The following is a 13094-nucleotide window of genomic DNA, read 5'->3' on the forward strand; positions in this document are numbered from 1 at the left end:
AAGATACATCTAAGTCAGCTAGTATGGCGAGGAAAAAGAAAATGGCAGGGCTAGACGATGATTACCGCTCAACCCTGTTAGAGTCTGGGATTAAAATGCGCTAGCCGTGCCTGTCGATCCTAAATCGGGAGAAATAGTAACAGGTGGTATAAAAAATCAAACTAAACAGTGTTTAAGCAATATTAAAGCTATTTTAGAGAGTATTGACGTACCCTTTGACGACATAGTTAAGGTAAATATATTTGTTAAAAATCCGGCAGATATTGACGCAATAAACGAAATTTATACAACCTTTTTTCCAGACTCAGCTATTGCCAGAGCTGTAGCTTACGTACCAGCTAGATCAACCATGGTTGTTGCAGCACTGCCTATGGATGCTTTAGTACAAATTGATGCAGTTATATCCCATGGTGATGGCACACCACCACAAGCAGTTGAGGACAGACACGGCATTATTATTAGAGCAAGTAATACCAAAAATGCCCCAATTAATGCTCTATCTACACAAACAGTGGCGTTTTCGCACTACAACCATATTTCAGCACAATTACCCATTGATGCAAAAACGGCTAATCTTGTAGCTGATGACGTAACAACACAAGCAACACAGTGCTTAAACAATATTAAAGCCATTGTAGAGAGTATTGATCATGTTATGGACGACCTTGTAAAAGTTAACATTCAAGTTAAAAACATTAGCGATATTGCCGCTATTGATAAAGTGTACGCCAGCTTCTTTAAAGGTGATTTGCCAGCAAGAACTGTGGTAGGCGTATCAGCTATCCCTATGAACGCGCTAGTACAAATTGATGCGGTAGTGTCTAACGCTGAAGGTACGCGACCTAAGTTATAATTGTAAACTTGGGTTTATAAGCAATGGTGATTAATCACCAACTAAATACAAACATGACTTTAAACGTTAAGTTTGCATAAATAAGGGCAGCGCAAAATCCACTCGGATCTCTACGCTGCCCTTTTTAATTTTTGCGTCTCCACTATTATCTTGAATTTAGGTAATTAAATACAGATTACACAATATTTAATACAAAAGCGCCCAATATTTCTGTGTACATAATAATTTCACCTAGTCATAAGTGTATTTTAAATATACGACATTATGTTTACCTGCTTCCCTATTAGCTGGTAACGCCTCGTGCTATGGTTGAAACGTAAACTAGTTAAAAATAAAAGTGTTTAATAAATATGTATTAAATACTCAGTGCACATTCTAATCGTTAACATTAAACGAATAAGGATAAAAAATGAGTAATAATGTAGATATTAATAATCGCCCTGATTACGACCATGTAATACAAGATATAGCTGATTATGTATTAAATTATAAAGTAAGCAGCAAGGAAGCACTCAATACTGCCCGTAACTGTTTAATAGACACTTTAGGGTGTGGGCTATTAGCGCTGCGATTTCCTGAATGCAGCAAACTCCTCGGCCCTATAGTAGCAGGTACTATTGTGCCTAATGGTGCACGCGTACCGGGCACATCTTTGGTACTCGACCCTGTAAAAGCGGCATGGGATATTGGCTGTATTATTCGCTGGCTCGATTATAACGATACTTGGTTGGCCGCCGAATGGGGTCATCCGTCAGATAACTTAGGTGCTATTTTAGCCGTTGCTGATCATCTATCTCAAGTGAGACTGAGCAAGGGTGAACAACCTTTAAAAATGCGCGAAGTGCTAGAAGCCATGATCATGGCGCATGAAATTCAAGGCGTAATAGCGCTAAAAAATTCGTTTAATCGGGTGGGTTTATGCCACGTATTATTAGTACGGGTTGCATCTACTGCGGTTGCCACTAAAATGATGGGCGGCAATAAACAACAAATTATGGCCGCTATATCACAAGCTTGGGTAGATGGCTCAGCGCTGCGTACCTATAGGCATGCACCCAATGCAGGCTCTCGTAAATCATGGGCTGCTGGCGATGCAACTTCCCGAGCTGTTCATTTAGCTGATATATCTATGCGTGGTGAAATGGGCATTCCAAGCGTGTTAACAGCCCCGCAATGGGGGTTTTATGATGTCTCTTTTTCTAAAACCAACAAAGACCAAGCACTTAAACCTGAGGCCGAACGGCAGTTTTTACTCACCCAAGACTACGGCAGTTATGTTATGGAAAATATTTTATTTAAAATATCGTTTCCTGCTGAGTTTCATGCCCAAACAGCCGCTGAAGCGTCGGTTATTTTACATCCTCAGGTAAAAGATCGGTTAGCTGATATTGATAAAATTGTTGTGCGTACTCACGAGTCGGCCATTCGTATTATTTCAAAAACGGGTTCCCTTGCTAACGCAGCCGATCGCGATCATTGTTTACAATACATGATTGCAGTGCCGTTAATATTTGGCAATTTAACCGCTGATCATTACGAAGACGAATTTCATAACGCACACCCGATTATTGATGAGCTGCGCAACAAAATGCACATTGTAGAAGATGCACGCTTTACCAAAGAATATTTAGAGGATGATAAACGCTCTATCGCCAATGCTATTCAGGTATTCTTTAAAGATGGCAGTAGCACCGAGGACATAGTTATAGAATACCCTGTGGGTCATCGTCGCCGTCGTGAAGAAGGGATACCACTATTGGAGCAGAAATTTAAAGCTAATTTAGCATCCCGCTTTGAGAATAAACAATGCCACACTATTTTCACGCTTTGTAAAAATCAAACAGCGCTTGAGGCCATGCCTGTAAATAGCTTTATGGACTTATTTGTTATTGAGTAAGTACACCGCTGGCTGGTTTATGAAAGCGCGTAGATTTAATTATATGGCCAAGTAGTTAAGGCCATAACTTTAAAAGTCACAACTCGCGCCAATAAGAGGATTTAATATGACTGAGCAAAATGAACACAGTATCGCAAACTTTGCAGCGTTAAAAACCGCCATAGTAAATGCAGAAGAAGAGTCAGTAAAAGCGCTATTAACAAAGCAACCTATGCAAGATCTTGAAAAAAGTTACCTAATCGATTTAGCCAAATTAAACAGTAATCAGGCTATTTTAAAGATACTCGAAGATATTCCCGTTAAAAAATAGCTCATAGCCCTTATACTAAATAGCGAATAAAGCTGTGCTATCTATTAGCACAGCTTTATTTAAATATTTTCAAAGTGATAGCTAATATATTTATTATAAACTTCGCCCGGCTTTAGTATTGAGTTTTCAAAATCTGGAAAGTTTACTGCATCGCTATAATTTTGAGCTTCTAAACACACCCCCTGATCAGGGCTTAATGGTGCGGCTAAAAATGCACCAGTATAAAGCTGTATAGATGCTTGGTCGGTGTACAACGACACTTTAACTTTATTGCGTAATGAGCTTAATACCGCTGCAGCTTTGTTTGCTTGTGGCTGATTTATAACAAAACAATGATCAAACCCTGTTGGTCCTGTTAGTTGTGGGTGCTGAGCTGACTGCAGACGCTGGCCAATAATAACCGGTTGGTCAAAACAAAAGTCACTATTTTTGACACTTAACACTCTACCAGTTGGTAAGCTGTTATTGTCACGCTCTAAATAGCTGGCCGCATTTATTTGTAACGTGAGTGGCAAGCAATTTTGCTCACCTAAATTAAAGTAGCAATGATTAGTTGCGTTAATAGGGGTTGCTTTATTTGTGGTTGCGCTAAAACTCATAGTCAACTTATTATCATGTGATAAATGATAACGTATTTGCATTTCAACCTTGCCAGGAAAACCTTGGTCGCCATCTTCTGAGCTTAAGCTCAAAATCACTTCGTTGGCAGTACTCGATTGCACTTGCCAAAAACGCAGAGAAAAGTTATCCGCACCGCCATGTAAGCAATTTTCACCATCATTTTTATTCAGTAAATATTGCTCACCTTCAAGCTCAAAACTAGCACCACTAATACGATTAGCAACGCGACCACAGGTAGCACCTAAATAATAAGTATCGGTTAAATAACGACTGCTATCGGCATACCCGACTGTCATTTCTGTGGGTGTATCGTTTACCGGAAATAAAATAGATTTAACCCGCGCGCCATAATTTAATATTTCGACCCGCATGCCTTGCTCATTGCTTAATATATAACTGTGTAATTGATTCATTTACTGTTTTCTTGTTATGTCTATTAGAACACAAAAAAATCAAAGCAACCTAAGCTGCTTTGATTCACTATATTTTGCGTTAAACACGTGAGCAGATAGCTATGGCTGTCATACTCACTGAGTAAGCATTCTGCATTACCACCAAGTAGTATACAAAGCGATTAAGATGATAACTACACCCAATGCCGCTATGTTGAAGTTGCTTGAGGTTTTAAAGTTAACATCGTCTAGGCTAACGCTACTGTCTTGGCCTTTATCTGGCTTAGCTAATGATACAATTACACACAATGCTAAACACAGTAAAAATACTAAGCCTACTCTGTCCATAAATGGCAGCGCTACCCAGTAAACTTTTAACAGGATTGAGAATACAGCCGAGCCAATTGCCGCAGCTAACGCACCCGCTGAACTGGCTTTTGACCAAAACATACCCATTACAAAAATCACTACAATACCTGGAGTAAAGAAACCGGTGAATTCTTGAATATATTGAAACGCTTGATCGAACTTACCTAATAATGGCTCTGCCACAACCAAGGCTATAGCTAAAGATATTAATGCAGCTGAGCGGCCTATAAATACATAATGTTTTTGTGATTTACCTAGTTTTAACTTGCTGTAAATATCCATAGTGAAAATAGTTGAAATACTGTTAGTCATAGAGGCAAGTGATGAAACAATTGCCGCCACTAATGCAGCAAAAATAAGACCTTTAATACCTGTTGGCATTAACGCCATCATAGATGGATACGCTTGATCTGGCGTGGTAAGTTGCGGGTATAAAACAACCGCAGCAATACCTGGCAACACTACAATTACTGGCATTAGTAATTTTAAATAGGCAGCAAAGGCAATACCTTTTTGTGCTTCTTTAAGGTTTTTAGCGGCAAGTGCGCGTTGAATAATATATTGATTAAATCCCCAGTAGCTAATGTTCATTATCCACAGGCCACCAATTAATACAGATAAACCAGGTAAACTCATATAATGCGGGCTATCTGGGCTTAAAATCATATCAAAGTGGTTTGGAAGCTGATCAGTTAAAACGCCAAAGCCTGCTATTATTCCGTCGCCATCTGCTACTGCATCAAGTGCTAAGTAACTTAAAAATAAGCCACCAAATACCAGCAGTACTACTTGTAAAATATCGGTATAAGCAACAGCTTTCAAACCACCATAAAGTGAATAAGCCACTGAAAAGAGTGCTAAAAAGATCATCCCGTACATCCAGTCAACACCGGCAACGGTTTCTATTGCTAAACCACCAAGCCATAAAACAGCGGTTAAATTTACAAATACATATACCGCTAGCCAAAACAGCGCTAACACTGTTTTAACTTTGCTATCAAAGCGTTGCTCTAAATATTGCGGCATAGTAAATATTTCATTTTTAAGAAATATCGGCAGCATATATTTACCTACAATAATTAAGGTAATTGCCGCCATCCACTCATAAGATGCAATAGCTAAACCAATCGCATAGCCCGAACCAGACATGCCAATAATTTGTTCTGCCGATATATTTGAGGCAATTAATGATGCACCAATTGCCCACCAAGGCAGTGCTTTACTAGCAAGAAAGTAGTCTTCGGTATTTTTACTAGCACCTTTCTCCTCTCGCGAGATCCACAGCGCGAGTACTAATAACCCCACCACATAAGTAACAAATATGGCAATGTCGAGCGGTTGTAATTTCATAGCTTTAACCTTGTTGTCTTATTGATTTTTATTGTGTTTTATTAATTACTAAAAGCACCTTGAGAAGCCAGGCATACGTAAACGTCTGCTTGAAGCCCTGTTTTTGCATAATAATGTGTATCAATAGTGTTACGTACTTGCTCAACTAAATGATCCGGTGTTAAAGCAACGATACAACCACCAAAACCACCACCGGTCATACGCACTCCGCCTTTATCGCCTAAAACTTGAGCAGTAATATCTACTAAAAAGTCTATTTGAGAGGTAGTAATATCAAAATCATTTTTCATTGATAGGTGCGATTGTGCCATAAGTTGGCTCATGGTTACCATATCATTGACGTTTAGCGCTTTGAGAGCTAGTTCGGTACGGGTATTTTCAGTGAGTATATGTTTAGCGCGCTTATATATTAATGGCGGTAAATTAGCTTGCTCTGCTTCTAGTTCCTCAAGAGTAACATCGCGCAATGCCGGTTTATTAAAGTGCTTTGCTGCAGCTTCGCATTGCTCGCGTCGGGTATTGTATTCGCTGTCGACCAGCCCTCTTTTAACATTAGAGTTAACAATAACTAACGACATTCCCTTTGGAATCACAGCATATTCAAAGGTTAAACTTCTGCAATCGAGCAACATGGCATGCCCTTGCTTGCCCATCGATGAAATTAATTGATCCATAATGCCGCAATTACAGCCGACAAAATTATTTTCAGCACTTTGTCCCATAAGTGCCGCTTTAACACCATCGAGCGGAATATTGTTTAATGTTGCAAACGTTTTTAAAAGAGCAATTTCAAAACTAGCTGATGAACTCAAACCTGTACCTTGTGGCACATTTCCCGATACCACTAAGTCGGCGCCACTAATATTTGGATAGCTTTGCATTAATGCTTGCAGTGTGCCGCGAATATAATTAACCCACATTTGTTGTTGGCTAAATTCTATTTTATCTAGGCTAAAACTATTGGTTTCGCTGTTACAATCAATTGCTAAGACGTTAATGTTGCGATCAGCTCGTGCTTTTGCAGCAATGTCGGTGCCAAAATTAATCGCAGCAGGTAGCACAAAACCATCATTATAATCTGTGTGTTCACCAATGAGGTTAACGCGCCCAGGTGCATGAAATAGCTGTTCTGGCGGGCAATTAAAATGTTGTTCAAATTGGCTAATAAGCATTGTAGTTCTTGGCATTACTTAGCCTCCTTATAATGTACGTTTGGTACATCACGTAATCTTTGTGCTGCTTGCTCTGGGGTTAAATCACGTTGTGATTCAGCCATCATTTCGTAACCCACCATAAATTTACGCACAGTAGCTGAGCGTAATAATGGTGGAAAAAAGCTTGCATGAAGCTGCCATTCACTATGCTCTTGCCCATCATAAGGCGCGCCGTGCCAGCCCATAGAATATGGGAACGAACAATTAAATAAATTGTCGTATTTAGTGGTAATTTGTTTTAATGCATCGGCTAGAGTTACCGCTTGTTCTGGGGTTAAGTCGACCATACGTGTTAACGCAAAACGCGGTAATAATAAGGTTTCAAATGGCCAGCCTGCCCAGTACGGTACAACCACCAGCCAATCTTCATTTTTAACAACAACACGCTCGCCCGACTGCGCTTCACGCTGAGCGTAATCAAGTAATAAGTTACTGTTATATTTTTTAGCATAGTCGCTCAGCGCATGTTGTTTTTTATTTACCAAAGTAGGTAATTGCTGCTGCGACCAAATTTGGCCATGCGGATGCGGATTTGAGCACCCCATCATCGCCCCTTTGTTTTCAAATACCTGCACCCAGTTATACTTTTCGCCTAACTCTAAGCACTGGCTTTGCCATGTTTTAACAATGTCGGTAATGGCGCTAATACTAAGTTGCGGTAAGGTTTTGCTGTGATCTGGAGAGAAGCAAATAACACGACTTTCGCCTTGCTCTGTGGCCATTTTAAATAGCGGATCATCTGTTTTAAATTCTGGAGTATCAATTTTCAGAGCTGCAAAGTCATTAGTAAACACATAAGTTTTTTTATAGTTGTCATTAACCTCACCGTTTATACGAGTATTACCAGCACATAAAAAACAGCTTTCATCATGACTTTCTCTAACGTCTTCATCGAGAGTTTCAACTTGTCCCTGCCAAGGTCGTTTGGCACGATGCGGTGAAACTAACACCCACTCATCAATCAATGGATTGTAGCGACGATGTGGATGCTCAGTTGGGTCAAAAATTGTATCCATAAATATCTCAAATGTGGTTTATGATAAAACCGAAAAGGGTAAACGCTTACCCCATTATTTGCAACCTAAAAAATCAACATATACAGCCCACGTTAAATAGTGTAAATTTTATTATTAACAGGATGTAGAAAACGATTACCCGTCAATGACAACAATAAAAGATGTAGCCAGAATTGCAGGCGTTTCTATCGCCTCGGTATCTCGTGTAATTAATAATGGCCCTAAAGTAAGTAAGGCAACCATAGAAAAAGTAAATAAAGTAATGCAAGAGCTTGGCTACACGCCCAATGCTAATGCACGTGCTTTAGTAACCCGAAAAAGTATGACCATAGGCGTGGTGATCCCCGAACTTAGCGATCCATTTTTTGCATCATTAGCCAGCGGGGTAGATAAAGTAGCCCGCGAAAATAATATGCAATTGTTGTTAAGTACCGCAGGACAAAGTGTAGAATCTGAACGCGCTGCTATCAATTTATTACTTGAGCGCCGCTGCCAAACTGTTGTTATGCATAGTAAAATAATTCCTGACTGCGAACTAATTACTTTATGTGAAAAACTCCCCGGCTTAGTGCTTATCAATAGACACATTGAGCAAATAAAACATAAATGTATTTGGTTAGATAACGAAGAAGGCGCAAAAATAGCAGCGCGCCATCTAATGACGCTCAAACATAAAAACATTGCCTGTATAAGCAGTAAATATCAAATTGAAGATCCTGCGCTACGCCTTAATGGTTTTTCGGCAGAACTAAATATGGCAGGTAATCCAATTAGCCCTGCGCTGATTAAATACGCGGAGCCTACCCTACAAGGCGGACAAAGCGCTGCGCAAAACTTATTAGCCTCTGGGCAGCCCTTCAGCGCTATTTTTGTTTATAACGATGCTATGGCTATTGGTGCTATTTCAACACTTGAAGATAATGGCTATAAAGTACCCGGTGATGTGTCGGTGATTGGTTTTGATGATGTGCTGATTGCGCGTTATTCAAGGCCAAAACTAACCACTTTAAACTATCCCATTGAAAAAATGGCGCAGCATGCAGCTCAGTTGGCGTTAACACACTTTAAAAATGAAATAGTTGAAAGTGTCAGTCACAGTGAGCATAAATATTTACCCCGCTTGGTCAAACGAGAGTCAACGAGTATCAAAAATAGCCCATAAACAAAAAAGTTGATGAGTAATACCCTAAAGTATTACCGCATCAACTTATGCATAAATTATAAATAACTTAATCGTAATTAAAACAATGCTTTATTGCGGTACTCTTACCACGCCTTCCATTAGTACCCGTGCACTGCGGCTCATACTGGCTTTAGTTACTTGCCAGTTACCATCCGTATTTGTAGCGTGTGCGCCTACTTTTAAGGTGCCCGATGGGTGACCAAAGTTAACTTCACTCAATGCCCCGCCACCAGCGGCTAAATTAACTAACGTACCGTCAATTGCCGCAGCGGTACCAATAGCTACTGCTGCTGTGCCCATCATTGCATGGTGTAATTTACCCATAGACATAGCGCGCACTAACAAGTTAATTTCACTGGCGTTAATTTGCTTACCGCTTGACGCTTTGTAATTTTGTGCTGCACCAACAAATGCCACTTTAGGTGTATGTTGGCGTGCTGCTGCCTCATCAATATTTTGTATGAGTCCCATTTTAACTGCGCCATAGGCACGAATGGTTTCAAGCTTTTCAAGCGCTGCTGCATCTGCGTTTATATCATCTTGCAATTCAGTGCCGGTATAACCAATGTCGCTTGCATTAACAAAAATGGTGGGAATGCCTGCGTTGATCATCGTCGCTTTTAAAGTACCGACTCCCGGCACTTCTAGATCATCTACCACATTGCCAGTTGGGAATAACGCCCCGTCGCCATCTGCAGGGTCAATAAATTCAAGTTTTACTTCAGCTGCTGCAAATGTAACGCCGTCTAGCTCAAAGTCACCGGTTTCTTGTACTTCGCCATTAGTCATAGGTACATGCACTAAAATGCTTTTTTTAATATTGGCTTGCCACACACGTACAACAGCAACGCCATTATCGGGTACACGGCTTTTATCAACTAAGTCATTACTAATAGCAAAAGCACCGACAGCTGCGGTTAAATTACCGCAGTTGCCGCTAAAATCAACAAATGCTTTATCTATTGCCACTTGGCCAAATAAATAGTCAACATCGTGATCGGCTTGCTCACTTTTACTTAAAATAACCGTTTTACTGGTGCTAGATGTAGCACCGCCCATACCATCGGTTTGTTTGCCGTACGGATCTGGGCTGCCAATAACGCGCAGTAATAAGTTATTACGTGCCTCACCTGCCACTTGGGCAGGCTTTGGCAAGTCACTAAGGTTAAAAAACACCCCTTTGCTAGTACCGCCACGCATGTATGTGGCTGGTACTTTAATTTGTGGTTTAAACATAATTAACCCTGCCCTTATGCTGTTTTTGTAGCTTCTAAAAAGTCTTGTGCAAAGCGTTGTAATACACCACCTGCAGCATAAATAGACAGCTCTTCTTGTGTATCTATACGACATTTCATTGGTACGTTTAGTACTTCGCCATTTTTACGAGTGATCGACAAGTTAAGTGTGCAACCAGGGGTTGGTTCACCCGTTACATCGTAACTTTCACTGCCATCTAGTTTGAGTGTTTTACGAGTTGTTCCCGCTTTAAACTCTAGCGGTAAAACGCCCATACCCACTAGGTTAGTACGGTGAATACGTTCAAACCCTTCAGCTGCAATTACTTCAACACCCGCGAGTCTTACGCCTTTTGCCGCCCAATCGCGCGACGAGCCTTGGCCATAATCTGCGCCAGCCACAATAATAAGTGGTTGCTTACGCTGCATGTATGCTTCGATTGCTTCCCACATGCGAGTATTTTTGCCCTCTGGTTCTATGCGCGCGTACGAACCTTGCTTAATTTCGCCGCTTTCATCAAGTACCATTTCATTTAGCAATTTAGGGTTAGCAAACGTAGCGCGCTGCGCTGTTAAATGATCGCCCCTATGGGTTGCGTATGAGTTAAAGTCTTCCTCAGGTACGTTCATTTTTAATAGGTATTCACCCGCGGCACTGCTGGCCATTATCGCATTTGAAGGCGATAAGTGATCGGTTGTAATGTTATCGCCAAGTACTGCCAGTGCACGCATACCTGTCATGGTACGCTCGCCCGCTAATGCACCTTCCCAATAAGGAGGTCGGCGAATATAAGTGCTTTCTGGACGCCATTCGTATAGCGGGTCGTTATCTTCACCGTAATCTACGGTTAAGTTAAACATGGGCTCGTATACTTTTCTAAATTGCTCTGGCTTAACGCTTTGCTTAACTACTGCGTCAATTTCTTCATCTGACGGCCATAAATCTTTAAGGGTAACGTCGTTACCTTGCTGATCTTTACCTAGTATATCTTTTTCAATATCAAAACGAATCGTACCGGCAATTGCATAAGCAACAACCAAAGGCGGCGATGCTAAAAACGCTTGTTTGGCGTAAGGATGAATACGGCCGTCAAAGTTACGGTTACCCGACAGTACCGCGGTGGCGTATAAGTCGCGATCAATCACTTCTTTTTGAATTACAGGGTCAAGCGCGCCACTCATGCCATTACACGTAGTACAAGCAAAACCAACAATACCAAAACCTAGCTGTTCAAGTTCAGTAAGTAAGTTAGCGTCTTCTAGGTACGATTGCACGGCTTTAGAGCCCGGTGCTAATGAGGTTTTTACCCAAGGTTTACGCGTTAACCCCTTGGCGTTAGCATTACGCGCAAGTAATGCCGCGGCAATCACGTTGCGTGGGTTACTGGTGTTTGTACAGCTGGTAATAGCGGCAATAATACACGCACCATCTGGCATTAAGCCTGCTTCGTTTTCAACTACGCCTGAAATACCTTCTTTAGCTAAATCGCTTGTAGATACACGGCGATGTGGATTTGATGGCCCAGCAATGTTGCGCCCCACACTTGATAAATCAAACTTAAGCACGCGATCGTACTGCGCTGTTTTTAAGCTATCGCTCCACAAGCCGGTGGTTTTAGCGTAGTTTTCTACCAGTGCAATTTGCTCTTCTTCACGACCCGTTAAACGCAAATAATCTATGGTCATATCGTCGATGTAAAACATCGCCGCTGTGGCACCAAATTCAGGCGTCATATTTGAAATAGTTGCACGATCGCCCAGCGTAAGTGCATCGGCACCTTCACCGTAAAATTCTAAGTATGCTGATACCACACGCTGCGCGCGTAAAAATTCAGTAATAGCCAGTACGATATCGGTAGCGGTAATACCCGGTTGGCGCTTACCTGTTAGCTCAACCCCTACAATGTCTGGCAGGCGCATGTACGAAGCGCGCCCTAGCATTACGCTTTCTGCTTCAAGGCCACCTACACCCACAGCAATAACACCCAGTGCATCAACGTGTGGAGTATGGCTGTCTGTACCTACTAAGGTATCTGGGAAGGCAATACCATCGCGGTTTTGAATTACCGGCGACATTTTTTCAAGGTTAATTTGATGCATAATGCCGTTACCTGGCGGGATCACATCAATATTTTTAAACGCTGTTTTGGTCCAGTTTATAAAATGGAAACGGTCATCGTTACGTCTGTCTTCTATAGCACGGTTTTTTTCAAATGCATCGGGATCAAACCCTGCATGCTCTACCGACAAAGAGTGATCTACAATTAATTGCGTAGGTACAACTGGGTTTACTTTAGACGGATCGCCACCTTTAGCAGCAATCGCGTCACGCAGTCCAGCTAAGTCAACCAGTGCAGTTTGACCCAAAATATCGTGACACACTACACGCGCCGGATACCAAGGAAAGTCTAAATCTTGTTTGCGTTCAATCAACTGGTTTAGTGCATCGGTAAGCATTGCTGGATCGCAGCGGCGCACTAAGTTTTCGGCAAATACACGTGATGTATAAGGCAGTGTTGCATATGCACCTGGTTTAATTGCATCAACAGCTGCTTGAGCATCAAAATAATCAACGTTTGAATTGGGTAAGGGTTTTCGATATTCAGTATTATTTATTATAGTCATTAAAATATTCGCTAATTTGGTGACGGTGG

At 41.3% G+C, this 13094-nt stretch carries 9 protein-coding genes and 1 pseudogene; 4 read left to right on the forward strand and 6 right to left on the reverse strand.

Translation table 11 applies throughout. The features are described from left to right. Positions 1 to 94: 94 nt before the first annotated feature. The 3 genes and pseudogenes from HC000_RS06825 to HC000_RS06835 form a co-directional block, all read left to right on the forward strand. Positions 95 to 853, forward strand: a pseudogene (locus HC000_RS06825) (RidA family protein); the annotation flags it as partial. Between the two features lie 409 nt (positions 854 to 1262). Next, entirely contained in the window at positions 1263 to 2750 is a 1488-nt protein-coding gene (locus HC000_RS06830) for a bifunctional 2-methylcitrate dehydratase/aconitate hydratase (RefSeq protein ID WP_179807275.1), read from the forward strand. Positions 2751 to 2856: 106 nt separating this feature from the next. After that, complete coding sequence (locus HC000_RS06835) at positions 2857 to 3060, forward strand: hypothetical protein (RefSeq protein ID WP_011328442.1); 204 nt, start codon at positions 2857 to 2859, stop codon at positions 3058 to 3060. A 59-nt stretch (positions 3061 to 3119) separates the two neighbouring features. On the opposite strand, the gene HC000_RS06840 is transcribed toward HC000_RS06835, so the two are convergent. The 4 genes from HC000_RS06840 to HC000_RS06855 form a co-directional block, all read right to left on the reverse strand. Beyond that, positions 3120 to 4094: an aldose epimerase family protein gene (locus HC000_RS06840; protein WP_179807276.1), complete on the reverse strand. Its 975-nt coding sequence runs from the start codon at positions 4092 to 4094 to the stop codon at positions 3120 to 3122. A gap of 135 nt (positions 4095 to 4229) precedes the next feature. Then, positions 4230 to 5792, reverse strand: a complete 1563-nt coding sequence (locus tag HC000_RS06845) for a sodium/sugar symporter (RefSeq protein ID WP_179807277.1) — start codon at positions 5790 to 5792, stop codon at positions 4230 to 4232. A 41-nt stretch (positions 5793 to 5833) separates the two neighbouring features. Next, on the reverse strand, positions 5834 to 6979 hold the full coding sequence (gene galK / locus HC000_RS06850; RefSeq protein WP_179807278.1) for a galactokinase: 1146 nt from the start codon (positions 6977 to 6979) through the stop codon (positions 5834 to 5836). Beyond that, a complete protein-coding gene (locus HC000_RS06855; RefSeq protein ID WP_011328446.1) occupies positions 6979 to 8022 on the reverse strand; it encodes a UDP-glucose--hexose-1-phosphate uridylyltransferase in 1044 nt (347 codons plus the stop codon). Before HC000_RS06855 ends, galK begins: the two co-directional genes overlap by 1 nt. A gap of 145 nt (positions 8023 to 8167) precedes the next feature. Between HC000_RS06855 and HC000_RS06860 the strand changes: the two genes are divergently transcribed. Next, positions 8168 to 9184 (forward strand): LacI family DNA-binding transcriptional regulator, encoded by a 1017-nt coding sequence (locus tag HC000_RS06860; RefSeq protein WP_179807279.1) that lies wholly within the window; start codon positions 8168 to 8170, stop codon positions 9182 to 9184. Positions 9185 to 9274: 90 nt separating this feature from the next. Here HC000_RS06860 and prpF read toward each other — a convergent pair whose 3' ends face one another. Together prpF and acnD are read right to left on the reverse strand one after the other, a co-directional pair. Then, the gene (prpF, locus tag HC000_RS06865) at positions 9275 to 10441 is read right to left on the reverse strand and encodes a 2-methylaconitate cis-trans isomerase PrpF (RefSeq protein ID WP_041454466.1); all 1167 of its coding nucleotides are present in this window, start codon (positions 10439 to 10441) and stop codon (positions 9275 to 9277) included. Positions 10442 to 10455: 14 nt separating this feature from the next. Further along, on the reverse strand, positions 10456 to 13065 hold the full coding sequence (acnD, locus tag HC000_RS06870; RefSeq protein WP_011328449.1) for a Fe/S-dependent 2-methylisocitrate dehydratase AcnD: 2610 nt from the start codon (positions 13063 to 13065) through the stop codon (positions 10456 to 10458). Positions 13066 to 13094: the final 29 nt, after the last annotated feature.

It is taken from the genome of Pseudoalteromonas sp. MIP2626, assembly GCF_013414205.1.
In the GTDB taxonomy this organism is placed as follows: domain Bacteria; phylum Pseudomonadota; class Gammaproteobacteria; order Enterobacterales; family Alteromonadaceae; genus Pseudoalteromonas; species Pseudoalteromonas nigrifaciens.

Bases quoted from the DNA above. Each gene is read 5' to 3' on its own strand.
- HC000_RS06845 (WP_179807277.1), bottom strand. From the start codon at position 5,792: ATGAAATTACAACCGCTCGACATTGCCATATTTGTTACTTATGTGGTG.
- HC000_RS06855 (WP_011328446.1), bottom strand. From the start codon at position 8,022: ATGGATACAATTTTTGACCCAACTGAGCATCCACATCGTCGCTACAAT.
- galK (WP_179807278.1), bottom strand. From the start codon at position 6,979: ATGCCAAGAACTACAATGCTTATTAGCCAATTTGAACAACATTTTAAT.
- HC000_RS06840 (WP_179807276.1), bottom strand. From the start codon at position 4,094: ATGAATCAATTACACAGTTATATATTAAGCAATGAGCAAGGCATGCGG.
- HC000_RS06835 (WP_011328442.1), top strand. From the start codon at position 2,857: ATGACTGAGCAAAATGAACACAGTATCGCAAACTTTGCAGCGTTAAAA.
- HC000_RS06860 (WP_179807279.1), top strand. From the start codon at position 8,168: ATGACAACAATAAAAGATGTAGCCAGAATTGCAGGCGTTTCTATCGCC.
- HC000_RS06830 (WP_179807275.1), top strand. From the start codon at position 1,263: ATGAGTAATAATGTAGATATTAATAATCGCCCTGATTACGACCATGTA.
- acnD (WP_011328449.1), bottom strand. From the start codon at position 13,065: ATGACTATAATAAATAATACTGAATATCGAAAACCCTTACCCAATTCA.
- prpF (WP_041454466.1), bottom strand. From the start codon at position 10,441: ATGTTTAAACCACAAATTAAAGTACCAGCCACATACATGCGTGGCGGT.